22 protein-coding genes are annotated in these 26,447 nt (G+C 38.1%); 14 read left to right on the top strand and 8 right to left on the bottom strand.

Annotated elements, in window-relative coordinates:
• The first annotated feature begins 23 nt into the window (after positions 1-23).
• From PYV58_RS14535 to PYV58_RS14525, 3 genes are all read left to right on the top strand, one after another.
• A complete protein-coding gene (locus PYV58_RS14535; RefSeq protein WP_004721775.1) occupies positions 24-1,259 on the top strand; it encodes a lipoprotein-releasing ABC transporter permease subunit in 1,236 nt (411 codons plus the stop codon).
• Complete coding sequence (gene lolD / locus PYV58_RS14530; RefSeq protein WP_034613177.1) at positions 1,252-1,950, top strand: lipoprotein-releasing ABC transporter ATP-binding protein LolD; 699 nt, start codon at positions 1,252-1,254, stop codon at positions 1,948-1,950. Before PYV58_RS14535 ends, lolD begins: the two co-directional genes overlap by 8 nt.
• 115 nt (positions 1,951-2,065) lie before the next feature.
• Entirely contained in the window at positions 2,066-4,540 is a 2,475-nt protein-coding gene (locus PYV58_RS14525; protein WP_034613180.1) for a DNA internalization-related competence protein ComEC/Rec2, read from the top strand.
• Here PYV58_RS14525 and PYV58_RS14520 read toward each other — a convergent pair.
• Positions 4,499-5,455, bottom strand: coding sequence for a lysophospholipid acyltransferase family protein (locus PYV58_RS14520; RefSeq protein WP_034613185.1), 957 nt, complete (start codon positions 5,453-5,455; stop codon positions 4,499-4,501). The genes PYV58_RS14525 and PYV58_RS14520 overlap by 42 nt on opposite strands.
• A 137-nt stretch (positions 5,456-5,592) precedes the next feature.
• Here PYV58_RS14520 and sppA point away from each other — a divergent pair, with 137 nt between their 5' ends.
• Entirely contained in the window at positions 5,593-6,624 is a 1,032-nt protein-coding gene (gene sppA / locus PYV58_RS14515) for a signal peptide peptidase SppA (RefSeq protein WP_034613188.1), read from the top strand.
• Between the two features lie 323 nt (positions 6,625-6,947).
• Positions 6,948-7,760 (top strand): alpha/beta hydrolase, encoded by an 813-nt coding sequence (locus PYV58_RS14510; RefSeq protein ID WP_034613190.1) that lies wholly within the window; start codon positions 6,948-6,950, stop codon positions 7,758-7,760.
• Between the two features lie 252 nt (positions 7,761-8,012).
• Here the strand turns inward: PYV58_RS14510 and purN are convergent, their stop codons facing one another.
• Both purN and purM read right to left on the bottom strand, forming a co-directional pair.
• Entirely contained in the window at positions 8,013-8,645 is a 633-nt protein-coding gene (purN, locus tag PYV58_RS14505; RefSeq protein WP_034613194.1) for a phosphoribosylglycinamide formyltransferase, read from the bottom strand.
• Positions 8,646-8,654: 9 nt separating this feature from the next.
• Complete coding sequence (gene purM / locus PYV58_RS14500) at positions 8,655-9,725, bottom strand: phosphoribosylformylglycinamidine cyclo-ligase (protein ID WP_004721761.1); 1,071 nt, start codon at positions 9,723-9,725, stop codon at positions 8,655-8,657.
• 135 nt (positions 9,726-9,860) lie between these two features.
• Here purM and cxpE point away from each other — a divergent pair, with 135 nt between their 5' ends.
• The 7 genes from cxpE to PYV58_RS14465 all read left to right on the top strand — a co-directional run bounded on the left by cxpE (position 9,861) and on the right by PYV58_RS14465 (position 19,329).
• On the top strand, positions 9,861-11,063 hold the full coding sequence (gene cxpE / locus PYV58_RS14495) for a chloramphenicol efflux transporter CxpE (RefSeq protein WP_004721760.1): 1,203 nt from the start codon (positions 9,861-9,863) through the stop codon (positions 11,061-11,063).
• A 15-nt stretch (positions 11,064-11,078) separates the two neighbouring features.
• Positions 11,079-11,786, top strand: coding sequence for a DnaA regulatory inactivator Hda (gene hda, locus PYV58_RS14490; protein ID WP_004721759.1), 708 nt, complete (start codon positions 11,079-11,081; stop codon positions 11,784-11,786).
• A 171-nt stretch (positions 11,787-11,957) separates the two neighbouring features.
• Entirely contained in the window at positions 11,958-13,769 is a 1,812-nt protein-coding gene (rbtA, locus tag PYV58_RS14485) for a rhombotarget A (protein WP_034613199.1), read from the top strand.
• 10 nt (positions 13,770-13,779) lie between these two features.
• The gene (locus PYV58_RS14480) at positions 13,780-16,242 is read left to right on the top strand and encodes a CSLREA domain-containing protein (RefSeq protein WP_275059556.1); all 2,463 of its coding nucleotides are present in this window, start codon (positions 13,780-13,782) and stop codon (positions 16,240-16,242) included.
• A 207-nt stretch (positions 16,243-16,449) separates the two neighbouring features.
• Positions 16,450-17,232 (top strand): hypothetical protein, encoded by a 783-nt coding sequence (locus tag PYV58_RS14475; protein WP_034613206.1) that lies wholly within the window; start codon positions 16,450-16,452, stop codon positions 17,230-17,232.
• 9 nt (positions 17,233-17,241) lie between these two features.
• A complete protein-coding gene (locus PYV58_RS14470) occupies positions 17,242-18,366 on the top strand; it encodes a toxic anion resistance protein (protein ID WP_034613209.1) in 1,125 nt (374 codons plus the stop codon).
• Positions 18,367-18,411: 45 nt separating this feature from the next.
• Positions 18,412-19,329 carry a hypothetical protein gene (locus PYV58_RS14465; protein ID WP_034613212.1) on the top strand — a complete coding sequence of 306 codons (918 nt, stop codon included), beginning with the start codon at positions 18,412-18,414 and terminating at the stop codon, positions 19,327-19,329.
• A gap of 103 nt (positions 19,330-19,432) precedes the next feature.
• Here PYV58_RS14465 and PYV58_RS14460 read toward each other — a convergent pair whose 3' ends face one another.
• The gene (locus PYV58_RS14460; protein ID WP_004721747.1) at positions 19,433-20,053 is read right to left on the bottom strand and encodes a DsbA family protein; all 621 of its coding nucleotides are present in this window, start codon (positions 20,051-20,053) and stop codon (positions 19,433-19,435) included.
• Between the two features lie 407 nt (positions 20,054-20,460).
• On the opposite strand from PYV58_RS14460, the gene ahpF reads away from it, so the two are divergent.
• The gene (ahpF, locus tag PYV58_RS14455) at positions 20,461-22,026 is read left to right on the top strand and encodes an alkyl hydroperoxide reductase subunit F (protein ID WP_034613215.1); all 1,566 of its coding nucleotides are present in this window, start codon (positions 20,461-20,463) and stop codon (positions 22,024-22,026) included.
• Between the two features lie 177 nt (positions 22,027-22,203).
• Here ahpF and PYV58_RS14450 read toward each other — a convergent pair whose 3' ends face one another.
• Positions 22,204-22,860, bottom strand: coding sequence for an NAD(P)H-dependent oxidoreductase (locus PYV58_RS14450; RefSeq protein ID WP_004820284.1), 657 nt, complete (start codon positions 22,858-22,860; stop codon positions 22,204-22,206).
• Positions 22,861-23,013: 153 nt separating this feature from the next.
• Between PYV58_RS14450 and PYV58_RS14445 the strand changes: the two genes are divergently transcribed.
• On the top strand, positions 23,014-23,871 hold the full coding sequence (locus PYV58_RS14445; RefSeq protein WP_081407376.1) for a LysR substrate-binding domain-containing protein: 858 nt from the start codon (positions 23,014-23,016) through the stop codon (positions 23,869-23,871).
• A 267-nt stretch (positions 23,872-24,138) separates the two neighbouring features.
• On the opposite strand, the gene PYV58_RS14440 is transcribed toward PYV58_RS14445, so the two are convergent.
• The 3 genes from PYV58_RS14440 to arsC form a co-directional block, all read right to left on the bottom strand.
• On the bottom strand, positions 24,139-24,390 hold the full coding sequence (locus PYV58_RS14440; RefSeq protein WP_004721738.1) for a YfhL family 4Fe-4S dicluster ferredoxin: 252 nt from the start codon (positions 24,388-24,390) through the stop codon (positions 24,139-24,141).
• A gap of 9 nt (positions 24,391-24,399) precedes the next feature.
• Complete coding sequence (yegQ, locus tag PYV58_RS14435) at positions 24,400-25,800, bottom strand: tRNA 5-hydroxyuridine modification protein YegQ (RefSeq protein WP_034613222.1); 1,401 nt, start codon at positions 25,798-25,800, stop codon at positions 24,400-24,402.
• 164 nt (positions 25,801-25,964) lie between these two features.
• Positions 25,965-26,393 carry an arsenate reductase (glutaredoxin) gene (gene arsC / locus PYV58_RS14430; RefSeq protein WP_004820291.1) on the bottom strand — a complete coding sequence of 143 codons (429 nt, stop codon included), beginning with the start codon at positions 26,391-26,393 and terminating at the stop codon, positions 25,965-25,967.
• Positions 26,394-26,447 lie beyond the last annotated feature (54 nt).

The following is a 26,447-nucleotide window of genomic DNA, read 5'->3' as shown; positions in this document are numbered from 1 at the left end:
AAAACACCTCGGACTAGAATGGTATGTTTAAACCAATCTCGCTGTATATAGGGTTGAGATACACTCGCGCACGGCGTAGTAATCACTTTATTTCTTTTATCGCTTTGGTTTCCATGATCGGTCTAACCTTAGGGGTTGCTGTACTGATTACAGTTTTATCTGTTATGAATGGTTTTGACCGAGAGTTAAAGAACCGTGTTTTAGGTATGATACCTCAAGCCACTGTTTCTTCAACACAAATTCTAACAGACTGGCCTGTGCTTGCAAAGAAAATTGAACAACATAAGCATGTAACTGGTGTTGCTCCATTTACACAACTACAAGGTATGCTTACCGCACAAGGACAAGTCGCTGGGATCATGGTGACCGGTATTGAACCTCAATATGAAAAGAAGGTTTCAATTATCCAAAATCATATGGTGGAAGGTAGCATAGATCAACTAAAAAAAGGTGAATATGGCATTGTTCTAGGCAAACAAATGACTGATGCGTTAGGCCTTGGTCTAAATGACAATGTTACCTTGGTTTTACCTGAAGCAACCCCTTCGCCAGCAGGCGTTGTACCACGTTTTAAACGTTTCAAAATTGTTGGTATTTTTAGTATAGGCGCAGAAGTTGATTCGAGTTTAGGTTACATCGCACTCAATGATGCATCTACACTATTACGTCTACCTGACGGTGCGCAAGGTGTGCGTATGAAACTGGATGATATTTTCCAAGCGCCACAGGTTGCCAATGAAATTGTTCGTGAGTTACCGAGCGGTTTCTATGCCTCAGATTGGACCTATACGCATGGTAATTTATTCAGCGCAATCCAAATGGAAAAGGCAATGGTCAGTCTATTGTTATTCCTCATCGTGCTTGTTGCTGCGTTTAATATTGTCTCTTCATTGGTCATGGTTGTGACGGATAAAAAATCAGACATCGCGATTCTAAGAACATTAGGCGCGTCACCAGCAACAATTACCCGCATTTTTATGGTGCAAGGGACTGTGATTGGTGTGGTTGGAACGGTTGCTGGTGCAATTTTGGGGATTATCTCTGCATTAGGAATCAGTAACTTTATTGGCTGGTTGAATACTGCATTTGGATTACATTTATTCGATGCTTATTTTATCAACTACTTACCTTCTTATTTAAGATGGCAAGATGTAGTGGTGATTGTCAGCTTGTCCTTGGGGCTAAGTTTTATTGCAACCATTTATCCTGCATTGCGAGCAGCTAAAATTCAACCTGCGGAGGCGCTTCGTTATGAATAGTGCTACACAAAGTCCAGTGGTTTTAGAGGCACAAAATATCTATAAATCGTTTACGGATGGTAAATCGCATGTAGACGTGATTACAGGTTTATCTTTGCAAGTCGGGCAAGGTGAGTTTGTCTCTATTGTAGGTTCAAGTGGTTCAGGTAAAAGCACACTCTTACATATTTTGGGCGGACTTGATCGTCCGACCCAAGGTCTTGTCAATTTAAATGGCAGACGTTTTGATAACTTAGGTGAAGCTGAACGCGGCTTTTTACGCAATGAACATTTAGGTTTTGTTTATCAGTTTCATCATTTATTGCCTGAATTTACTGCGCTTGAAAATGTTGCGATGCCGTTGATGTTAAGAAAAGATGCCGAATATAAAAAGGTTAAAGAACGTGCTGAATATTTGCTTGAACGGGTTGGATTATCACATCGTTTAACGCATCAACCTGGTGAGCTATCGGGGGGTGAACGTCAACGTGTGGCTTTAGCACGTGCCTTGGTCACACAACCGAAGTTGATGTTAGCCGATGAGCCGACAGGAAACTTGGATCGCAAAACAGCAAAATCTATTTTTGAATTACTGCGTGATTTGCGTGAGGAATTTAATATGGCTATGTTGATTGTGACGCATGATGAGCAACTGGCAAAATCAGCTGATAGAATCCTACATATGCAAGATGGTATCTGGATCGATGGTTAAGTCAGCATTTATTTTGATGATATCATGCTGAATTGATGTATAATTTTTAGACTTAAGCCCAATCTGATTGGGCTTAATCAATAAATAAACACTGAAAACAATAAATAGAAAAACTATGTATATGTACATTGCTTTAATCGGATGGATATTGGGTATCTCGTTTATGGGATATTATTCACCCGCTTATTTAAATCTCTTGGTTTGGATCAGCTTAGCATTAAGCCTAATGTTATGTGTATGTCGATGCTTAAACTATAGCTTGATCAATTCTGTTGTATTTAAGTTGGTTTCTCTCAGTGTAGTGGGGATATCAAGTGGTCTCCTTGGTTTTTATTATGCAGATTCCGCACTCGGAAAAAGATTAAGTTTACGTGATACACCACCTCATCAAATTGAAAAAATTATTTATATTTCTAACATAAATAGCATTAAGCAAACAGACACATCCCCCAATACTCAATTGCCAAAAGCTCAACAGCGTATCCAACAAAAAGTATTGCTACTCGAACCCAACAAAGTCAGACAAATGTTGATGTATCTGGATGGCTCACAGTCTGAAATGATCCAGCTGGGGCAATATTATCGGGTTACAGGGCACATCAAACCGATTCATGGTTATGCTGTAGCAGGGGTGTTTGATAAGGAAAAATGGTTTCTACAAGAAAATATTCTGGCTGTATTCAAGCCCCACTCGGTTGAACATATCGATGAAAATCAAGTGAAGCAATTGGGCTATAGCAGCTTTGTTGAGCAACAAAATAGCGTGCGATATAGAATTCAACTTAGTATCGAGAACTTACGTTTAAAGTTTCGCGATTTAATTGCCGATTCTTCATTAAAAAATAAGGGTTTAGTCCTCGCATTATTGACAGGGGATGAAAGTCTCTTGGCAAATGAAACTCAAGACCTGTTTAAGACCATGGGTATTTCCCATTTACTTGCAATCTCTGGGCCGCACGTATTAATTTTTGCAACATTGTTTTGCTTTCTATTTAATTCAATCATTAAAAAAGTTTATCCACAGATTTTTTTGAATATTCCACAACCTTATTTATTGGTTTATCCATTTTTAGCCTGTGTGGTGTTTTATAGTGCTTTTGTTGGTTTTGAAATACCGGCATTAAGAACCATGCTAACAGTCTCAATTCTAAGCGTTATTATTTTATTCAAGCAAAAAATCCAGCCACTTAAACATTTATTATTGACGGCCAGTATTTTATTGCTGCTTGATCCTTTTAGTATCTTATCTTCTGCTTTCTGGCTGTCCTTTGGTTCATGTTTTATTTTGATTCGCGTCTATCAAACGGTTCAACAACATGCTCTCCCAACTGTAGAGACATGGAAGACCAAGACTAAGCTATTTATACGGGTATTGATTGATTCACAATGGAAAATATTTATTGCATTACTGCCAGTGGTGCTGTGGATTTTTCAACAATTTTCGTGGATTACACCCTTGAGCAATTTGCTTGCAATTCCAATGATCGGTGCACTGATTGTTCCCATTGAAGTTTTGGCCGCATGTATAAGTATGCTGTTTGAACCTTTGGGATTATGGCTTTTCACGATTTCTGATCTTTTATTGTCTATGTTGCTGTACCTACTGGAAAGATTAGATCAGCTGCTCAATTTTAAATTGAATTGGTGGGCGTTTACTTCTCTAGAAATTGTTTGTATTGCTTTGGCTGTGTTTATTTTATTTTTGCCCAAAGGTGTGCTGCCAAAATTTTGGGCAATAGTCTGTTTAATCCCCTTAGTGATCTCGCATAAAAGTTCTGCAATATTTCAACTGGATATCATAGATGTTGGGCAAGGGCAGGCCATTTTTTTAAACCTACCCCAACATAAAATGCTGATTGATACAGGCGGTTCATTTGATGAAGCAAGATTTAGTATCGGCAAAAATGTCATTATTCCATATCTGATGCGACAAGGGATTGCCCAATTGGATCAGGTGGTTTTGACGCATTTAGATCAAGACCATAGTGGTGCATTTGCAGAAATAGAGAAAGTGATCAAAATGAACAAAGTCTATTCAAATGAAACAGATGCACGTTTTAACCTGCATGACTTTGACTATTGCCATCAAGGACAATATTGGCAATATGAAGATGTTCGAATTTCCGTCTTGGCGCCTACTAAAAATAGCCTAAGTAAAGCTGCCTATGATCGAAATGAATTGTCTTGTGTGATCTATATCCAAGTCCCTCAGTCAAAGTCATATCAAAACTTTTTATTGATGGGGGATGCTGGTTGGGAAACCGAATTTAATCTGTTAACACAATATCCCGATTTAAAGGTCGATGTCTTAGTACTGGGTCATCATGGCAGTAAAAATAGTTCTTCTTATGCCTTTTTAAAGCAGTTACAACCTAAACTTGCGATTGTATCGGCTGGATATGCCAACCGTTATGGCCATCCACATCCGATTGTATTGAAACGGTTAGACGTGTTGAACATTCCAGTCAAAACCACGATTGAACAAGGTTCTATTCAATTTAAGCTAAATCCGCAAGGGCAGATGGAGGTGACGGGTTATCGCCAAACTTTAAAGTGGCTCACTTTCCGTAATCGCATCATTGCGGACTGAAGTGACCATTTCCATCGCTTCTTTATTGGGTACATTATAAATTTGTTTAAGTTTTGGATGAGCTTTAAAGCGTTTATAACTCCAGTGATAGTGTTCTGGATATTGGCAGATTAATTTTTCCAGTGCAGTGTAAATGATATGCGTACCTTGATTGGCATCCACCTGATAGATCTTTTCATCAATCGGCTGAACCACCATATCAAAACCCTGATTGTCATTTCTGATCGCATATAAGAAAAGTGCTTTGGATTTGGTCTTTTGGATCAGTTTGGCACTTAAATTACTCGAAGAGAGTGGAATCCCAAAATATTTAATCAGTTCTCCACCTTGGTGAGGTGAATGGTCAGGCAAAATCACGGTTGTGCCACCTTGTTTTAACGCCCTAAATATTTGTCGTACCCCAGACTCATCTGTTGGAACCAATGTGGCATTTTCACGACTTCGCGCTGCACGAACAAAACGATCTGCACTTTCATCCTTAATCGGTTCATACATAATGGTCATTTGGGTATATTGGGCAAACCATGCATTCATAATTTCCCATGTACCGAAATGCGGCACGATCAATACCAGCCCTTTTTTTTCAGCAATGGCCTCATGAAAATAGTGTTCACCTTCAACATGATGAATACGATCGATATTTTTTTGATTGGAACTCCCCCAAACCGTAAAGAACTCCATATAAGATTGGAGTTCATTACGAATCGCCTGTTCTGTAATTTTCTCGCGTTTAGGTTTATCAAGATCTGGAAAGCAAATTTCAATATTTAGACGAATGGTTTCAGATGTTTTTGTGATATGTAATAAATTGACCAGTCCTGCCAAAATACGCGCGATAAAACGCGCGATTGGGATTGGCAGTCGGCTGAAAAAATTGAGGAGTCGCGAAGTTGTAGTCTTATGTTTATCAGTCATCTGGATCTAAAATTAATGCAGAAGTTAAGTAATGGTGAGATTTAGCAAATTATTATAAGTTAAATCGTAATGATTAAATAGATTATACGGATTCCGTGTATATAATGAAGCATGAATAATTAATTTGGATGGTATAAATGTCAGATTGGCCGCCGAAACCTCAAAATGACAATACAAATTTGAATTCCTCTGCGGGCCAACAGCCTACAGGACAGGAATGGAAGATCTTAGAGAAAGCTGTTCTTGCTTCAGTTGAAGAGCAACGCCGTACTCGTCGTTGGGGGATCTTCTTTAAAATACTCACTTTTCTTTATATTCTGTTTGTCTTAGTTGCACTGGGTAAGAGTTGTTCATTATCTGGTTCAGATGATGCAACAATAACCTCAGAGAATCATTTAGGCGTGGTCAATATTGTTGGTACGATTGATTCAAGCAGTCAAGGCGTAAATAGTACTGATACGATTAAATCATTAAAGAAAGCCTTTGAAGCAAAGTCTGCCAAAGCTGTTGTATTGAATGTGAATTCACCTGGTGGATCACCAGTTCAGTCTGATGATATTTGGCAAGAAATTCAGTATCTTAAAAAACAGAATCCAGAGAAAAAAGTCTATGCTGTGATTGGTGATATGGGTGCTTCAGGTGCGTACTATATTGCATCAGCAGCAGATGAAATTTGGGTAAATCCATCGAGTTTGGTGGGGTCAATCGGTGTAATTATGCCGAACTATGGTGTAAATGGTTTAGCCCAAAAATTAGGTGTTGAAGACCGTACCATGACTTCGGGAAGCAATAAAGACATACTCAGTATGACCAAGCCGATTAATCCAGAACAACGTGCGCATATTCAAGCTTTATTGGACAATGTTCATGATCACTTTATCGATGCTGTGAAAAAAGGCCGTGGTGAAAAGCTGAAATCGAAAGATCCAGCAATCTTCTCTGGCTTATTCTGGACAGGTGACCAAGCCATTAAATTGGGTATCGCAGATAAAGCAGGAAATATCGAAACATTGAAACGCGAATTAAAAGTGAAAAAGACAGTCAATTATACAGTTGAGCGTAGCCCATTTGACTCCGTTCTAGGCCGTTTAGGTTCAGAAATGGGGAATGGCTTAGGTGAAGCTGTGAGCCAAAAACTTGGTATGAACCAAGATGTGAAAATGCAATAGTCTAGGTTTTATGGATCAATAAACAGTAATATAGCGGTAGCATTGCTGTTTACTGATCCAACCTCTATGAAATAAAACAAAGTGTATGAAAAAAAGAAAAATGAAAAATTAAGCCAAGCACAATCTTAAAACTCTATTTTTTTGTTAGCTTAAGCCTTTATAACTGCTTTAAACCTGTTTAATTCATTTGAGTGGCATCGCTAAGTGTAAAATAAGAGCACGGAGTTCACTTAAAATGTTTAACTGAATGCTATTTATCAGCTACAGTATTTTCAATTCATCATATTTAGAGTGTAAAGCAAGACATGGTTAGCCTATCTCACATGAAACCTGTTATTCATTTTGCCCATGCCAATGGTGTGCCATCTCAAGTCTATACCAAACTGTTTGATTTACTGAAAGATCAATATGATGTGATTTATGTTTCTCTGTTAGGTACAGATCAACGTTATCCTATTGATAACAATTGGTCGAATTTTGCAGATCAAGTGATTGATAGTATTGTGCAACAGTCTAATGGACGTAAAGTAATTGGTTTAGGTCATTCATTAGGCGCTGTGGCAACTTTTTTAGCCTCATTTAAGCGTCCAGATTTATTTGAACAAGCGATTTTATTGGATCCTCCTTTGATTATGGGGACCGCCTCCTTGGTTTTTAATCTTGCAAAGAAATTTTATCCTCAAAAAATCGATGCAATGACACCAGCGCATCTCAGCATACGCCGTCGAGATCATTGGGAATCACGTCAACAAGCCGCAGAGTTGTTACGTCCAAAGGGGTTTTATCAACATTTTGATGCAGATTGTTTTCAGGCTTATATCGATTATGCGCTAACAGAAGACCATGTTCGTGGTGGCGTAACTTTAACTATTCCTAAAGATGTTGAAGTTGCAATTTTTAGAACAGGTCCTTCTTATTGGTGGTTACCGCATCCACAACCACAAGTTCCTGTAAATTTGGTGATTGGTTCAGAGAGTCCTTTTTTAAAACGTAAATTTCCACAAATTGCCAAAAAGAAATTTAGTATTCCTTTTACCCTGACGGCTGGAGGGCATATGTTTCCTTTGGAACATCCAGTTGAAACAGTTGAATTAATTAAAAAGCTGATTCAACAAAATTTATCTAATACCCATTAATCAGTCGTTGAATGAGTGGCAGGTTGTACCTCTCGCTAAATAAAGGTTTTTTATTACGGCCTAGCGCTAAAAAGTCAGCTGTTTTTCCCATAAATTGATTCAAATCTTTTTATGTCAAACGTTGCAGTTCAAGCGACGGTGCTGCTATAAACCTATTGTTATATAAGGTTACGACACAGACAAATTTCTTTTAGCCATAAAAAATGCATCCGAGGATGCATTTTTTCGACAGTATTTTGAATCAAGCAATACTTAAAGCTGGCAAAATTGAATTGGCTGTTTAAGTGCTTGTCCCTTATATAAGACCTGACCATTTTCCAAGTGTTGAATGGTGCCATTACAGATCCACTCAACTGCTTGAGGATAAATTAAATGCTCAAGTATATGTACACGTGCTGCAAGGGATTGCACATTATCATGTAGATCGACTGTTAAAACACCCTGAGTCAACGCTTGTCCAGCATCTAACTCAGCAGTGACATAATGCACAGTACACCCGTGTAAAACATCACCGGTATTTAAAACACGTTGATGTGTATGCATGCCTTTGTAATAGGGCAATAGTGAAGGGTGGATGTTGACCATTTTCCCTTCCCATGCTTGGACAAATTTGGCACTGAGAATACGCATAAAACCAGCGAGAATGACTAAATCAACATCCCAATCCAGTAATTGTTGATGCATGACAGCATCAAAAGTTTCACGATCAGGATAGTGTTTATGCTCAATCACCGTGGTTGCAATGCCTGCTTTTGCAGCGCGTTCTAAGGCAAACGCTTCAGGTTTATTGGAAATGACCCCCACGATTTGCCCTGAAAGATTGGCATCAATCAAGGCTTGAAGGTTACTTCCACTGCCTGAGACAAGTACAGCAATTTTAATCATGTGAGAGACTTATGCAAAAATCACACGAATTTTTTCATCTGCGCCTTCAATAGAAGCCGCATTTTCTTGAATATGACCAATTGTCCATGCTTTTTCGCCTTGAGCAGTCAAAACTTCAATAGTTTTGTCAGCATCAGCAGCATCAACTGCGATGACCATACCCACACCACAGTTAAATGTGCGGTACATTTCAAATTGTTCTACAGCACCTTCACGTTGTAAAAGTTTGAACAATTCAGGCCATTGCCAAGACGATTCATTAATCACCGCTTGAGCGCCATTTGGAAGTACACGAGGTAAATTACCAGGTAAACCGCCGCCTGTGATGTGTGCCATTGCATGGACATCAACTTGTTTGCACAGTTCAAGTACTGGTTTTACATAAATACGTGTTGGTTCCATTGCAACATCTGCAAGCGGACGACCATCTACAATTTGAGTTAAATCGACGTTTTTCACGTCTAAGATTTTACGAAGTAAAGAATAACCGTTTGAGTGTGCACCAGAAGAGGCTAAGCCGATTAGAACATCACCTGCTTTTACTTTGGTACCATCAATGATTTTGCTTGCTTCAACTACACCCACAGAGAAGCCTGCGAGGTCATAGTCTTCACCTTCATACATTCCAGGCATTTCAGCAGTTTCACCACCGACCAATGCGCAGCCTGCAAGCTCACAACCTTTACCAATACCCGTCACAACATTTGCAGCAACATCAACATTTAAATGTCCAGTTGCGTAATAATCGAGGAAGAATAGAGGTTCAGCACCACATACAAGAAGATCGTTTACACACATTGCAACCAAGTCTTGACCAATCGTGTCATGACGATTTAGGTTCAATGCTAAACGTAATTTTGTACCGACACCATCTGTACCAGATACAAGAACAGGTTCTTCATAACCTTTAGGGATTCTGCAAAGTGCGCCGAAGCCGCCTAAACCACCCATTACTTCAGGGCGTGTTGTACGTTTAGCGACAGATTTGATTCGATCGACAAGTGCGTCGCCCGCTTCAATATCGACACCAGCGTCTTTATAGCTTAAACCAGTGTTTGGGGTAGAAGTTGAGTTGCTCATAATTGAAGTCTCCGCATTCGCGCGGGGATTATACCCGAATATACGAAACTCTTATGTTATTTCTGCACTAAAATGCTATCTTTATGAAAATATTTTCCCCTCCATAACGAATAAATTTGAAAAAGGCGTGATTCGATGCACGATCGGACTTTAAAACGAATTTTTATCCTTGCTGGAATTGCTTTAGTTTTATGGATTTTATATTTATTAAAACCTGTAGTGATTCCTTTTGTTGCGGCTTTTCTGGTTGCCTATTTATTTAGTCCAGTGGTGGATAAGCTGTCAAAAGTTTTACCTAGGTGGCTTTCTATTTCGGTGGTCTTTATTGGAATAGGCGTGTTACTGACTTGGGCAATATGGTTTGTTGTGCCCTTGGTTTGGAAACAATTAATTTATGCCCGTGACAGTATTCCTGCGGGAATCCATTGGGTGAATTCTACTTTCCTACCGTGGTTATCCAACAATTTCAATGTTGAACATATGGAATTGGATACAGACCAAATTTCTAAAGTAGTAATGGAGTATGTTCAGACCAACTATAGTGCGGACAGTATCCAAGCGATGGCTTTAAAAATTGCCCAATCTGGACTGAGTTTTATTTCGATCGGCGGAACAATTGTTTTAATTCCAATTATTGCATTCTATTTCTTGCTTGATTGGAAGCGGATGTTGGAACACTTAAAAAGTTTTATTCCTCGTCAATATGAAAGCAATGTACTTAAAATTGTTGGTGAATGTCATAGTGTTTTGGGAGCTTTTGTCAAAGGACAGTTCCTTGTGATGATTTTATTGGGAATCGTCTATGCTGTAGGCTTGCAGTTGGTGGGTTTAGAGGTCGGATTAATTATTGGTATGATTGCGGGGCTGTGCAGTATCATTCCATATCTTGGCTTTGGTGTCGGAATTATTGCGGCAGTGATTGCCTGTTTTTTCCAGTTTGGTCTAGATCCAAAACATTTATTAATGGTTCTGGCTGTATTTGGTGTAGGGCAGCTCATCGAAGGATATATTCTTCAACCGTTCTTATTGGGCGATAAAATTGGTTTATCTCCTGTAGCTGTGGTATTTGCAGTACTTGCGGGGGCTCAGTTGGGTGGCTTTGTCGGGATGTTGATCGCACTGCCAGTTGCAGCTGTTATCGTGGTTTTACTCAAGCATCTCAAAGATTTATATCAAGAAAGTCAGTTCTTTAAAGCAGAAGATACTTTAGTGACCATACAAAATAATGGCACTACTGAAACAATTTCAGTCGAAAGCGACAAAGTTGATCTTGATATTGAAGTTAAAAACACGCAAGATACTGATCAATCGATTAAAAATGATCAAAATCCACTTTAGGAATGATTTGAATATATGCGTCAATTACAGTTGGATATAGAACCACAACTGGATGCCAGAATTAGTGATTTTTCTGGGCCAGGTTGGGGACCTGTAATTGATGCTGTGCGTCAGCTTCATGCAGGGCTGATGAATCGTTTCTACATCTATGGTGGTGCTGGAACTGGAAAAAGTCATTTACTCACGGCGATTTGTGATTCTTATTTAGAGATTGGCAAATCTGCGATTAAAGTTTCGCTCTTAGAATTACTTGATGCGCCCATAGAGGCAATTACCTCATTAGAAAGCTATGATTTGGTTGCCTTGGATGATATCGAGGCCATTAGCGGTGTACCACATTGGCAAAAAGCGGTATTTCATCTGATTAATAACAATAACGAAGATGGCGGACAGTTGGTGTTTTCATCACGATTTGCGCCGATAGAATTAAAGCTAGAATTACCAGACCTACAATCTCGCCTTACTCAGGCAGTCAGTGTAAAAGTACCGAGTGGACAGTCCTATGCAGATCGACATGCTTTATTGCATTCTGTGTTGGAACGTCGGGGTGTACATTTTGACCCACAAATAACGGAATATTTGCTATTACATGGGCCACATCAAACGAGTACACTACTTCAGTCTGTTGAACAGCTAGAAAAGTTATTAAAGGGTGAGAAGACTAAATTATCTCATGCAACTTTAAGACAGCTCTATGCATTGATTGATGAATATCGACAATAGTTGATTTTTACTATTGTTGAGTGCGCGTAACACAAGAAGTGAAGTCAATAGATCGGCCGATGAAAATTCTTGAGAATTTTTATTGTGTGTGACAAAGTACGCAAAAAGGACTGATAGCAAAGCGTAATGCTGGCTAATAAGAAATAATTAAAAGAAATCAAGGAGACTATAATGCTCAAACGGGGCATAGGCTTAGGATTATTATGTATTACTGGTCAGGCATTTAGTGCAAATATTACTGTGACTACCACAGACGATATTGTAAAAGCTGATAATCAGTGTTCATTAAGAGAAGCAGTTGAATACGTCAATCAGGGAATGCCTGAAGCTGGCTACAATGGTTGTGGTGGCGGCAAAGAGGTGACTGCAAAAATTATATTACAAGGCAATAAAGAGTATTCACTGAATAAGCAAATCCGAATATTAAAGGATGTCGCATTTGGTTCGACCTATGAAAGTAACGTAAATAATACACAAACGCTTGTAGGTAAAAACAATGCCATTATTAAAATGGTTGGAAAAGAACGTTTATTTCAGATCGAAAAAGATATAGATGAGAAAGCAGAGACACCACCTGCAATGCTGAAGGTTTCATTTGATGAAATTACCTTAAAAGGTTGTGGTCAAGAGCTATGTGCTAAGCAAGGCGGTCTGATCTATAACAAAGAAGCATTGGGGATAAGTAATAGCCAGCTTTTAGATGGTCATGCTGAAGAAGGTGGTGCAATCTATAATGCAGGCATTTATGCTGCGAATACCGCATTAAGTATCGTTGGGATTAACAAGACCTTAATCAAAGGCAATAAAGCAGAAAAAGGTGGTGTAATTTATACCGAATTACCTGCATTTGTTATCACACAATCATTGATTCGAGATAATGAGGTTACTGATGCTACAAGTTCAAATTTTGAAACAAAAAATCAATTTTCTGAAGATGCATTGAAAGCCTTTGGCTCTACTGCGCCCTATGGGATTGAAAATAGTACGATTTTTAACAATAAAGGCTATGTGGTTAAAGTCTACGATGCTATGCAGCTCAACAATATCACCATGATCCTCAATAGTATGGGCCTTATTGTAGACGCCCCTCAAAAGAAAGGTTTTGTCGCAAATAGTATTATTGCCAAAAATGGTACACAAGATTGTACGATTGTGTCTGGTGGTGAAGCAGAACAGATCAGCAATAACCTCTATTCTTCAGGATGCAATGGTTTTAAAGCGACAGCATTGGGTAATGCGCAACTGATTGCTGGAAGTACCACAGAAGGAAAATGTGACTTTAGTACTAATGGGATTTTATGCCCATTTGCTGAGTCACCGAGTGTAGCCTTAGGTTATTTTTTACCAAGAATTTTACCAAGTTATAACTCGGCTGAAGATTCTGTGATTATTAATCACGGTCCAGAACCTCAAGATAAAATAACAGCTTGTTCGACTCTTGATCAGCGAAGTAAACAGAGAAATTCCAATTCAGAATTATGTGATCGTGGTGCGATTGAACTGGTGATTGATCTTGGAAACATTTCGACCGTAGGGCAAGATATTTTATATGGTGAAACAGCTAAATTTTCAATTTCTGATCAATTACAAGATGGTGAACTTGTTAGTGCTGAAAAGTGTAAACAAATTTTTAATCGCGAATTGGATGACAATGGTAAGCCTTGGCAAATAGGTTGTTTAAAGATTATTCAAACCAATACGCCATCTAAAGGCACCATGACGATAAATCAGGCAGGTGATATTGTGTATACACCGAACGGTCAATGGCAAGGTTCAGATGAATTTAAAATTAATGTGGTGACATCGACCACAAGTTTTAATAAATCGGATAATCCTTATATTACGATTCCTGCACGAATTGTACAAAGAAAGCCAGATGATTTTAAAAACTATAAAGTAAAGACCTCTGGTGGAAGTCTAGGATTTCTTTCAATCATTGGACTGATTGGTTTAGCTGGCTATCGACGGATCAAGTATAAGTAAAGGATTGCACATGAAAAATTATAAAAAAGGATTTCTGACACTTGTTGTATTGTCGACCATGTCTTTGATGGCGGCAGAAGATAAAACGATTTATGTAACCACCTTTGATGATGAGGATGGGACAAATCCTGACAAGTGTTCATTAAGAGAAGCATTACACGCCGCCGCGACACATAAAGCTTATGGTGGCTGTAGTGCAGGACAGGTTTATTCAACAGTACCCAATGTAATTCAGTTGGAAGCAGGTGAATATAAGCTGACTAAAGAATTAAGACCCAACTCAGATGTTTCTATCATTGGTAAAGAACCAGGTGATTATAGTCGCCCAGATGTATTGACCAATAATTTCCCTGCTGCAACCCCATTAAAAACTACAATTTCAGGTCAAGGAAACTCACGTATTTTCAATACCATTTATGAAAATAAGCCGAGTCTAACGCTGAATGATGTAATTTTAAAAAATGGCTCGAGTTTAAATGACAGCAATAATAATGTGGGTGGAGCAATTTATGCTGGCGGTGCACTCACCTTAAATAATGTAAATATTATAGATTCCAATGCGAAAGCAGGTGGGGCAATTTATTTAAATGATGTTTCAAGTTCTCTGACCATAAATTATGGTGTATTCCAGACCAATAAAGCGGAACTGGGCAGTGTACTTGGAATGACCTGTGCTGATAATTTAGAGTTTACCAAACGTAATATCGCCGTGAGTGGGGTAACATTTATTGGCAATGGTGCTGCAGATAGTTTAAGCATGCTTAATTTTTGTGGGCAACCTGCAGTGACCTTTTCTGCAAATACGATTACTGACAATATCGCAAGTGCAAGTCAAGGTCGTATCATTCAATTTAGCCAATTGACACCACAAGGAAAAGTTAATTTTAGTGATAATTCTTCTTTATCACTGATCAGTAATACCATTGTCAATAATAATGCTTGGGCAACATTATTGTATGGTTACAATGGTATAAAAGCATTAAGTAATAATATTTTGGCTTACAATACTGGAAAATCTTGCCGTTATGCAAATGGTGATGTAAGCAAAGTTGAAGGTTCGCGTGTAGTGCTTGTATACAATGCTTTAAAATTGGCTGCAGGTGATGATCAATGTGAGGTTGCAGAGGAAGTAAGGAAAGAGGATAAAGATCATACATTTGATGTGAGTAATATTGCATTTACAACTATTTTAAATGAGTTAGAACCACCAAGTGAATCTACAGGCTTTATGCCGATGTATTTTCCTAAAAATTTAGGCACAGACAAAGACTTGGTTGATGTTGGTTATACGGGCTGTAGTGGCGTTGATCAGCGTGGTGTTACACGCGTGATTGCGGAGAACTCAAATGGTCCCAATGATGTAGCAAACTCATGTGATATTGGCTCGACAGAGGTTTTACGTCTCACTGCCAATAACCTGAGTGCAAGTAATACTTCGGTTGTTGTGGCACTTAATTCTTATCAAAACATATTGGATAATTATAATAAGTTGATTGCAGATCCAGCGACCAAACAAGAATATATTCCTTTTTATAAAATCCAATCAGAGTTGTATAGTAATTTAATCAAATACACCAAATCAGACCAGAAATATCGCACGATCTTTGTCGATCCTTTTGTAGCCAACTTGCCTGCGGAAATTATAACCAAAGATGCTACTGGTAAAGATGTTCGGGTGGTAAAACATTTAAGTGCGGACAATTATAATGTGATTGTAGAACCACTTGGTGTCGGAGTATTAAATGATAAGAAACAATTTGTAGGTAAAAAAGAGCCAAAATTCGATTGTGTATGGAATAAAGACTTAAAGAGAATTATGTTATGGCGTATAGATGACAATGTTACACCATCAGGTGACAATGAATTCTGTAGCTATAAACTAGAGTTAAAGACAGATCCAAGCATTAGCTCTTCAGCCTATATCATTGGAAGCTTTACCAATATTGCACCTATTGCTAAAGATGCAACATTTAATATTGAACAAGGCTCAACCAAAGCGATTGATGTAGATCTACTGCAATATGCAAATGATGATGGTGATGGTAATGCTGCTGCGTTAACAGAGAAGCCGAATAAACCAAAATTTTATGTCAATACAGATGGGGTTGAGTTACCAATTCGAATTGGAACAAATATCGATCCTGTGGTCATTACCGCGGATCGTAGTGGGCCTTGTCCTGGTAGCGATAATAAATATACCTGCTATGGTGGCAAAATCCATATCCAACTTAGAAATACACTTGATCCATTTAGTTATAAATTTACCTATTATGTGTATGATGCGGATGGAAAAATTTCTACTCCTGAAAATAGTAGTGTTGAAGTGGCTACCGTTACTTTGAAAAACTCAGGTACTGCGCCAGGAAGCCCACGGGTCAGTGGCGGTGGTTCATTGGGTTGGTTGAGTCTTCTTGGGCTGTTAGGGCTGACAGGTTATCGTCGTTATCAAGCGAATAGACAGTCAAAGCAATAACAGGAAACTCAATATACCTAAAATAATCGTTTTAACGCATTGTGTTATAGCAAAAAGCCAGTTTATAAAAACTGGCTTTTTGCTATCTGTATGTTTTTTGCTATTTATATGGGCTTTCTTCCTAATTTGTATTATAAGTTTTAAATAGAAAGGGTTTGTTGATTGATTTCCCTTAAATCATTGAAAAGTTATTCATTTTGAACTGATATGAAGCAATTTACTGTACTTACACCGCTTGAACAGATCTCATGTAGTTCTGATGAATTACTTTCGATTAAAAGAAATGATTTGGTTCCACTACTCGACAATCAAACACGACTGAATTTGTATGCTGATCAGTTGATTCAAGCACAATCGGTACTGTTAAAAGCCATTGATCCAAGTTTGACGCAAAAGCTGAGTCAAATTATTGCACAAATTATTCAGCAATTAACTGCATCCAAGAAAAAGCTAAATCAACGTAAATTCAATGCGATACAAAAATGGTTGGGTTTGGATTTGGAGTTTAGTGTTGGACAAGTCAAATATTTAAATGATTTGGAAAGTTTAATTGATGAAGCCAAACATTTGAGTCAAAGATTACAAATCGAAATTCAAAAGTCGGAAGCAAGATTCCAACAAGCCAATGGCTTAAGAGAGCAAATGGCGAAATATATTCGTGCAGCGCAGGAATTTTTACATGAATATCCTGCTTTTGTACAACATCGTCATCCCTTGGATAATTTTGCAGATCGGCTGTCTAAGAAAGTCAATACGCTACAAACGCTACAAGCCAGTAATGATATTGCGTTAGCACAAATGCAGTTAACACAACAACTTTCATTGAGCTTACTTGATCGCTTTAATGAAGCTCAGCATGTGCTGATTCCTGCATGGCAATATCATGTCAAACAGAGTAGTGCGCAGAATTCTTTTACAACGACTGAAGAATTGGATAAAAGTCGTGATAAATTAATTCAATCATTAAAGAAATCATTAGAAAATAAATAGGATAGAAGTATGAGTGATTCGAATCATCAAGCATTAACTGAACAATCCAATACGCCGTTGGAATTACAAAAGTTTGAACAATTGAATTTGAAAGAAATAGGTTTAAACACCGAAGATTTTAATGAGGTTGTTAATGCGCATAAAGACCTAGCCAATATTAATCATGCATCCGTTGCTGAATATGGTAAAAATATTGCGACCAAAACATCCTCATATACAGATGAATTACTCAACTTGGTCAAAAATAAAGACTTAGATGTGACTGGGCAAAAATTAAATGAAGTTGTGCAAGTTGCTCAGCAATTGAATACATCCAGCATTTTGAATCAATCAAAAAACTCAGGATTTATTGGAAGCATACTCAGTAAATTTAAAGGTGCTAAGCAAAGTTTCGATCAACATTTTAATACCACCAAAGAGCAAATAGATTCATTGGTCAAAGAAATTGAAACATCACAAACAGGTTTAAAAGCGCGGGTAGATACATTAGATCGTATGTTTAATGGGGTTCAAGAGGAATATCGACAGTTGGGTATTTATATTGCCGCAGGTCGAATCAAGCAAGTTGAAGTACAGCAAGAAATTGCCACTTTATCTCAGCAAGAGCAAGATCCTAAAACCAATCAGCGTGTTTATGACCTTAACCATTTAGCCAACAATCTAGAAAAGCGGGTTAGTGATTTACAAGTCTTGCAACAATCTGCAATGCAAACCTTACCGATGATTCGTATTATTCAATCCAATAATATGATGTTGGTCGATAAATTTTATGCGATTAAAAATATTACGTTACCTGCATGGAAAAACCAGATCAGCTTGGCGATTTCTCTAAATGAGCAACGTAATAGTGTACAACTTGCCAACAGGATTGATGATGCAACCAATGAACTATTAAAACGCAATGCAGATTTACTTCATCAAAATTCTGTGGATACTGCCAAAGCCAATCAACGCTCAGTGATTGATATTGAAACGCTTGAACATGTTCAAAATACCCTGATTAAAACTGTAAATGATGTCATTCAAATTCAGAAAGAGGGCATGCAAAAACGTGAAGAGGCTTCGACTCGGATTAAAGCGCTTCAATCGAATTTGCAACAGTTGGTATTAGATACCAGTACACATCAATCCTAAGCCAAAGCTTAAATCTTGGCACAATCTCATCTAAAGGTGTAAAGGTTGACTGAAAAAACTCAATATCCTGTAGATATTCAACAGATCGAGCATGGATTAAAAATACTTCAGCATCGAAAACGGAATTTGATGGTTTCGGCTGTGGTTTTATCCTCTGTGGGTATCGCAAGTTTAGTTTCTGTTTTTTTTCAACAGGAATTGGTTTTTAACTTGTTTGGTGTGGCACAACAGGTTCATCAATTGCACTTGCCATATATTCTAGATCAGCAGTTAAGAGAATATATCCATCAACCAGACTACCTCATGAATGCATTGTCATGGTTTGGTTGGTTGATCTTAAAATTAATAGTGTCATTTATTGGCGCATTTATTATTGTGGGTGTATTAAAAAAAATTCGCTTTTTTAAAGTGCGCTTTCAATCTTTTATCCTTAAATTTGTTGCATGGCTTTTATCCTTGATTGTGCTCTGGTCTGGTTTGGCTTATGTGCAATATGATCTGAAAGATGATGAAGACAAAGAGTTAAAATCATTTATAAAATATGATCAAAACATTCAGCAAAGCGCTATTTATCAATATCTGCAAAGATCGGATGCGCCTGAAACAGTACAAAGCTATTTATTGGCACAAACCGCATTGATGCATAAACCAGTTGATAAGGTCGTGGCTACGGTTTACACAGAAAAATTGATTAAAGCGGAGCAATCTGATTCGCGCTTTTTAGAATACGGCTTTAAACCTGAGCAATTATGGACAATTCAACATCAGGTATTTAATCGAGCGCTTTCCCCGATTGCGCAAGGTGTTGAAGCGCAAGTGAGTCGTGCAAGCTTTTGGTCGAACATTGTTGAAAAGGTTTTATGGGGAATTTCAGCACTCAGTTTATTTTTTAGCTTGATGATTTATTGGGTAGCAAATCGAATTGCGAAACGTTTACATCGAATTGGTCATCGTATCGGTTAGTGCAACGCACAAAGCTTATACTTTGTAAAAATTCTGATAAAAAAGCACTTTTGTGATGAGCAAAAGTGCTTTTTTATTGCTGTAAAAATTAAATCTCGTTGTCCTAAGCGACATCTTTCGCTCGGTTGGTAATCAGGTCTTTCAGTTCTAAGGTATCAAAGGTTTTATCCCAAATTTCACCGTCTACAATATAGTAAGGCGTTGGGTGTTTACCGAAACCTTGTACATAATGAGTAATCTCAGTTTGTTTGTCTGCGATTTCCTTATGTTGAATAGAACGTAGAACTTTTGTGCCATCCAAGCCCATACCTTCGATGATTTGTTTCAGTACTTCAGGGTTGGCAATGTCTTTACCATGGGCGAATATGGCGTGGAATAAAGCCTGCGTTAACGCGAATTGGTCAAAGATATTGTCTAAAGCCAATATCGCTTGATGGGCTAAACGGCTATTGGGCATACGCTTCATATGCTCAATATCTACGGTTAAATCTTGACTATAAGCAGCAAATTTTGCCATATCAAGTTTGCGATTGGCTTCTTTGGTTCCATATCTTTCAGTCAGGTATTGATAAACATCTAAGCCTTGTTCTGGAATTTCTGGTAAAACTTGCACAGGTAATAATTCGATTTTTTTCGCCATGGGTTGATTCCAATGTTGTTTGAGTTTTTCAAACGCCACATAACTCATTGGATAGACGATATCGAATACGAACTCTATTTTCATTGTTTTACCTCTTCACTTATTTATACAGGAATTGTGAATAAGTACACCTTGTTGTACTTAATTGGAGAAACCACAACATAAATTTAGCTTAAAACTTTGTGGCTCGGCTGCGCATGATTTTTTGTAGAGAGATGGTCGAAGAAATATTATTTTTGTTGAAAATTAATCTAATTTTAAGTTTCGAGGAAGTCGGGGATGTCTATTGATTTTCTAGCCAATGCCCATATATATACCAGCATTAAAGAATTTAAATTTGAGAATAGGGGGATATGCTGATGAGAACGTGGCTGATTTTTGTTAAACTAAAAAACCGATTGATTTAATAAAAACAAACTGTTTTATCTATTTTTTAAATAGACGTAATATACATTCAACGAAAGAAATTTACTCCCTTGGAGATTGTTAGCATGTTAGATACAAATACTTCTGCTCAATTAAAAACATTGTTAGAGCGTCTTGAGAGCCCAATTGAAATTGTTGCTTCTTTAAATGGTTCTGAAAAGTCAGACAAAATTAAAGAGTTGGTGACTGAAATTGCTGCGCTGTCAGATCAAGTGACTGCACGTTTCGATGGTCAGAATGATCGTAAACCGAGCTTTGGTATTGCAAAAGTAGGTGAACAACCTCGCGTATTCTTTGCTGGTTTACCGATGGGTCATGAGTTTACCTCGTTAATTTTAGCTTTATTACAAGTATCAGGTTATGCGCCAAAAGTTTCTGATGAAATCTTGGCTCAAGTTAAAGGTTTAAACCTGACTGCAAATTTTGATGTATTCGTTTCTTTAAGCTGTCACAACTGCCCAGATGTTGTTCAAGCACTTAACTTGATTGCAATTAATAATCCAGGCACTACAGCAACCATGATCGACGGTGCATTCTTCCAAGATGAAGTTGAAGAACGCAAAATCTTGGCTGTACCTATGGTTTTCCAAAATGGCGAACATATTGGTCAAGGTCGTATGACTTTGGAAGAAATCGTTGCGAAATTAGACAGCGGTGCTGCGGCTAAAGATGCTGAAAAGCTGAATGCTAAAGACGCGTTTGATGTATTGGTGATTGGTGGTGGACCTGCTGGTGCAACATCTGCGGTATATGCTGCACGTAAAGGGATTCGCACAGGTATTGTTTCTGAGCGCTTTGGTGGTCAGGTCATGGACACCATGGATATTGAAAACTTTATCTCAGTACAAAAAACACAAGGTCCTAAGTTTGGTTCAGATATGGAAGCGCATGTACGTGAGTACGGTGTGGACATTATGAACTTACAAAAAGTGAAAAACATTGTTGGTGCGGATCAAACAACTAATGGTTTAGTTGAAGTTGAACTGGAAAATGGTGCAAAACTTGAATCAAAAACGGTCATCTTATCTACAGGTGCACGTTGGAGAGAGATGAATGTACCAGGTGAGAAAGAGTACAAAACACGTGGTGTTGCGTATTGCCCACACTGTGATGGTCCATTATTTAAAGGCAAAAAGGTTGCCGTGATTGGTGGGGGTAACTCAGGTGTAGAGGCCGCAATTGATCTTGCAGGTATTGTTGAACATGTCACATTGATCGAGTTTGATACTCAACTTCGTGCTGACCAAGTGCTTCAAGATAAATTGAATAGTTTGCCAAATACCACGGTGATTTTGAATGCACTCTCTACAGAAGTGATTGGTGATGGTTCGATTGTGACAGGGTTGAAGTATAAAGACCGTGCAACAGACGAACTGCATACCATTGAACTTGCGGGAATCTTTGTACAAATTGGTTTATTACCAAACACAGATTTCTTAAAAGCAACTGCTGTAGAGCTTTCAAACCGTAATGAAATTGTGGTAAATGATCGTAATGAAACCAATGTAAAAGGTGTATTTGCTGCGGGTGACTGTACAACAGTGCCTTATAAACAAATCATCATTGCCGCTGGTGAGGGTGCAAAAGCCTCTTTATCTGCATTCGATTACATCATTCGTTCAGGTCAATAATCTTTCAATGATTGCACGTTGAAAAGCAAGCCAAAGTGTCGCAATGATAACTTTGGCTTGTCTTAACATTTATTTCATGTTTTACCCTTGATAGGAATTGAGTTGCTAACAGCTCAATTCCTTTTTTTGTGTTGGAGATTGAATACTATTGAAGAGAGCTTGCGAAAATAAGCTTTGTTAATGTTGCAAATCTTGAACAAGTGCAATGGTTTTTTGTTCTGCAGCTTGGATCGATTGTGCTAACAACTCGCCACCAAATTCCTGATACTCAATTGCGATTTCATGAAATTTTTCGATACCTATAAAATTGAATGCTGTTTTTATTGCGGGTTCAGCATGATTGGGAAATGGCGCATCAGCTGAATCAAAGTCATGCCCACCACGGGCAGAAAGGATAATCATAGTTTTTTGATGATCCAAAAGCCCTGAGTACGGTTGCTCTTTGCTAAGATCAAATGAGTAGGTTTTATTCATTCTCACGATGTGATCAATATAGGCTTTTAGATGAGCAGGTGTGCCAAAGTTATACATCGGTACGCCAAGCACAATAATATCTGCCCAATGTAATTCTTCGATAAACTCATTGCTCAGTTGTAGGCGTTGTTGTGCCTTTTCTTCAGATTCTGCATAGCCAAATTCAGAAATGATCCACTCTTCATCAATATAAGGGGGTGGATTTCGACCTAAATCACGATGTTTAACTTGCACAGATGAATCAATTTCATTCCATTGATCAATAAATAATTCGGTTAAGCGTCGGCTTAAAGAACCATGTGGGTGCGTACCTGAAATACCTGTTCTTAAACTAGTATCTATTTTTAGTATATTTGCCATGATCATTACTCAATTTGTTGTTTGTTCAAATTGATTTTTATAGAATATGAAAAAAACAACAAACGATAAAAATACATGTTATAACTGAATCTAATTCATTTATATTTTACACGGTGATCTTCGGTGGTTTTGCATAATTCCTTGGAGCAATTGTTGGCCTTTCAGCATGTCGCTGAACAACTCAGCTTTAAGAAAGCAGCAGACCAATTGTTTTTAACACCTACCGCCTTAAGCCATCGTATCAAGAAGCTGGAACAGCAATTGAATATACAGTTATTCGAACGACGTACACGCTCGATTAGCCTAACGCCAGAAGGAGAGTATTTGCTTAAGCATGTGCAATCAGGTTTTGGACAGATTCAAACTGCTTTGTTTCAACTTGAGCAAAATAAACAAAGATTATTTACCATTACGACAACACCATCCTTTGCAAGTGAGTGGATTATTCCCTATTTGCCAGAGTTACAAAGTCGCTTTCCCAATATTATGTTTCGAGTACATGCGAGTTATGACCTCATCAATATGACGTCTGGTCTCTATGATTTGGCGATTCGGTATGGTTCAGGGGGCTATCAAGATGTTGATGCAGAATTATTTGCAGTTGATGAATATGTGGCTGTCGGGCATCCCTCTTTGGATATTGCAACTATGAACTGGACGACTGTGCCATTGATTCACTTTACCTGGGGAGACGAATACTGTCCAAATCGAGTCAATTGGCAGAAATGGTTTGAAAAACAAGGCTTACATATTCAAGCAGGGCAAGCGCAGGTATTTTATACGCAAGAAAGTCATGCAATTCAGGCTGTATTGTCTGGACAGGGTATTGCATTATTAAGCCGCATTTCGATTGCCAATGATTTACAACAAGGGCGGCTGAAAATTGTATCGCCATGTGTTGAAACGGCATGGAATTACTATTTTTTAACTTTGCCAGATGCTGATTTTATTGTAAATGAAGTCAAACAGTGGTGTAAGGAGAAGTTTTCGCAAAATTTTGCCCATGAATAAAGATCTATGAATTTTTTTCGTCGCTTAGCTTTTTGCTTATATTGCCTATCTTGAAATTAAAATCAAAGGTGATTTTTTAAATAAGAAAAAAGCCAAAGTGTTCCCCAAATACACCTTGGCTTTTCCCTAATGTTGTTGTTTTCCCCTTTTCATGAGCTGTGTTGCCATACAGCTCAGCTCCATTTTCTTTATTGTTATTATTATCTGAACCTATGCATTAACTAAGCAAAATACGTTCCAAGATTAGAATTGGTGTCGCATTTTGTCTTAACCAAACAAACTTAGATAATGAAAGCGATTTAATAATTGCGCTTTGCTTTCTATATGTTGTGGATTTTGAACAATACATTCAATTGGACAGACATCTACACAGGTTTGATGCTCATAAAATCCGACACATTCAGTACAACGCTGTGTATCAATTTCATAGAACTTTTCTCCCTCAAAAATTGCCTGATTGGGGCATTCTGGTACACACATATCACAATTGATGCACTGGTCTGTAATCATTAAAGCCATTTCGATATCCTAAACTGCTTGGTAAGCCAATGATGATGCTGAAATATCAGCAGTCGAATTTGGTAAGTTTCTAATTAATAAGGCATATTGCATATCAATATCAGCAGGAATTGGAATTTCTACAATATATCCTGAGCCTTTTGCATCTATGATCGGTTGTCTGTTTTTATCTAAAATTTCATGAAGAATAAATGTGATGTTGCCAGATGTGGTCATGAGTTCCATAGAGTCACCCACAACAAAACGATTCTTTACCTCAATCTTGATGTAATCATCGTTGCGTTCAAGCACTTCACCAACAAATTGCTGATGGTCAAACTGAGAAGATCCCGTTGCATAGTTTTGATATTCGGCATGGACATGACGACGTAAGAAACCTTCGGTATAACCTCGATTGGCTAAACCTTCGAGTTGTGACATTAACGCCCGATCAAACGGTTTTCCTTGTAGCGCATCATCAATCGCTTTGCGATAAATTTGTGCTGTTCTGGCGCAATAAAAGTAAGATTTGGTGCGTCCTTCGATTTTTAAGGAATGAATGCCCATCTTGGTTAAACGATCTACGTGTTGAACTGCACGTAAGTCTTTAGAGTTCATAAAGTAAGTGCCATGTTGGTCTTCTTCAGCAGCAAACATGTCTTCTCTATGACGTTGTAATAAAACCGGTTCGCCAAATTGATGTTGTTGTATGGCGTGTTGCTCGTCGGCATCTTTATTGTTGCAACAGTCTGATGCTGTCTCCAGTTGTTGGACTGGAATGACATCCCCAGATGCATCTTCTGTTGCTTCGTGAATATTGTATTCCCAGCGACATGCATTGGTGCAAGCGCCTTGATTAGCATCACGTTTATTCATATAGCCTGAAAGTAAGCAACGACCGGAATAAGCCATACAGAGTGCACCGTGTACGAAAACTTCGATTTCCATATCGGGTACATTCTGTTTAATTTCTTCAATTTCCTCGATAGATAACTCACGTGACAAAATGACACGGGTGAGTCCCATATTTCTCCAAAATTTTACGGTTGCCCAATTGACCGCATTTGCCTGTACAGACAGATGAATGGATATTTGTGGGAAGTTTTCTCGAACCAGCATGATCAAGCCCGGATCTGACATGATCAGTGCATCAGGTTGCATGGCGACCACAGGTTCAAGATCACGAATAAAATTTTTTAATTTAGCATTATGCGGTTGAATATTTACCACTACATAAAATTTTTTGCCTAAGGCATGCGCTTCAGTAATCCCTATCTTTAAATGATCATGATCAAACTCATTATTACGAACTCGCAAGCTATAGCGAGGTTGACCTGCATATACCGCATCGGCACCGTAAGCAAATGCATAACGCATATTCTTCAATGATCCAGCTGGTGATAGGAGTTCAGTAATGTGTGAGATGCTCATATAAATTTAAAAGGCATACTAAAAATATGGTTTTATTGTAAGGGTTTGAAAATAAGATTCAACCTAGTAAAACACTCAGGATTAATTGGATGAATTTTTATTAAAAAACTTAATATTCAATATCTTATGTTTAATTAATCGGGTTTTTTGAAAACCCTAAAAAATTATTTAAGCCTTTTTAATTGCTGATCGATAATAATTTCACCATCTTCTTTACTAAAAGCAGCACGTTGTGGCGCAGATAAGAGATCTAAAACCAATTCAGATGGCCGACATAAACGAACACCCAATTCAGTCACGACAAAGGGGCGGTTGATTAAAATCGGGTATTGCAACATGAAATTAAGCAGCTGATCGTCAGTCCATTCTGTTTGATCTAGTTTTAAGGTTTTATAAACATCAACATTTTTACGTATTGCATCTCGTACCGACAAAGCAGATTGCTGAATCAAATCGATGAGTTGTGCCTTGCTTGGCGGATACTGTAAATATTCGATCACTTCTGGTTCGATACCAGTATTTCGAATGAGTGCAAGGGTATTGCGTGAAGTCCCACAGGCAGGATTATGATAAATCTTAATTTGAGATGACATCGATCGACTCTCTGTTAAAAAGCAATATTGCATTTATATATGGATATGCGTATA

The sequence above is a fragment of the Acinetobacter sp. TAC-1 genome, from assembly GCF_029025845.1.
In the GTDB taxonomy this organism is placed as follows: domain Bacteria; phylum Pseudomonadota; class Gammaproteobacteria; order Pseudomonadales; family Moraxellaceae; genus Acinetobacter; species Acinetobacter guillouiae.
Note: the sequence above shows the minus strand (reverse complement) of the source record. Positions and strands in the feature narration are given on the sequence as shown.

Coding starts and splice junctions, on each gene's coding strand:
- PYV58_RS14535 (WP_004721775.1), top strand. CDS start 24: ATGTTTAAACCAATCTCGCTGTATATAGGGTTGAGATACACTCGCGCA.
- lolD (WP_034613177.1), top strand. CDS start 1,252: ATGAATAGTGCTACACAAAGTCCAGTGGTTTTAGAGGCACAAAATATC.
- PYV58_RS14525 (WP_034613180.1), top strand. CDS start 2,066: ATGTATATGTACATTGCTTTAATCGGATGGATATTGGGTATCTCGTTT.
- PYV58_RS14520 (WP_034613185.1), bottom strand. CDS start 5,455: ATGACTGATAAACATAAGACTACAACTTCGCGACTCCTCAATTTTTTC.
- sppA (WP_034613188.1), top strand. CDS start 5,593: ATGTCAGATTGGCCGCCGAAACCTCAAAATGACAATACAAATTTGAAT.
- PYV58_RS14510 (WP_034613190.1), top strand. CDS start 6,948: ATGAAACCTGTTATTCATTTTGCCCATGCCAATGGTGTGCCATCTCAA.
- purN (WP_034613194.1), bottom strand. CDS start 8,645: ATGATTAAAATTGCTGTACTTGTCTCAGGCAGTGGAAGTAACCTTCAA.
- purM (WP_004721761.1), bottom strand. CDS start 9,725: ATGAGCAACTCAACTTCTACCCCAAACACTGGTTTAAGCTATAAAGAC.
- cxpE (WP_004721760.1), top strand. CDS start 9,861: ATGCACGATCGGACTTTAAAACGAATTTTTATCCTTGCTGGAATTGCT.
- hda (WP_004721759.1), top strand. CDS start 11,079: ATGCGTCAATTACAGTTGGATATAGAACCACAACTGGATGCCAGAATT.
- rbtA (WP_034613199.1), top strand. CDS start 11,958: ATGCTCAAACGGGGCATAGGCTTAGGATTATTATGTATTACTGGTCAG.
- PYV58_RS14480 (WP_275059556.1), top strand. CDS start 13,780: ATGAAAAATTATAAAAAAGGATTTCTGACACTTGTTGTATTGTCGACC.
- PYV58_RS14475 (WP_034613206.1), top strand. CDS start 16,450: ATGAAGCAATTTACTGTACTTACACCGCTTGAACAGATCTCATGTAGT.
- PYV58_RS14470 (WP_034613209.1), top strand. CDS start 17,242: ATGAGTGATTCGAATCATCAAGCATTAACTGAACAATCCAATACGCCG.
- PYV58_RS14460 (WP_004721747.1), bottom strand. CDS start 20,053: ATGAAAATAGAGTTCGTATTCGATATCGTCTATCCAATGAGTTATGTG.
- ahpF (WP_034613215.1), top strand. CDS start 20,461: ATGTTAGATACAAATACTTCTGCTCAATTAAAAACATTGTTAGAGCGT.
- PYV58_RS14450 (WP_004820284.1), bottom strand. CDS start 22,860: ATGGCAAATATACTAAAAATAGATACTAGTTTAAGAACAGGTATTTCA.
- PYV58_RS14440 (WP_004721738.1), bottom strand. CDS start 24,390: ATGGCTTTAATGATTACAGACCAGTGCATCAATTGTGATATGTGTGTA.
- yegQ (WP_034613222.1), bottom strand. CDS start 25,800: ATGAGCATCTCACACATTACTGAACTCCTATCACCAGCTGGATCATTG.
- arsC (WP_004820291.1), bottom strand. CDS start 26,393: ATGTCATCTCAAATTAAGATTTATCATAATCCTGCCTGTGGGACTTCA.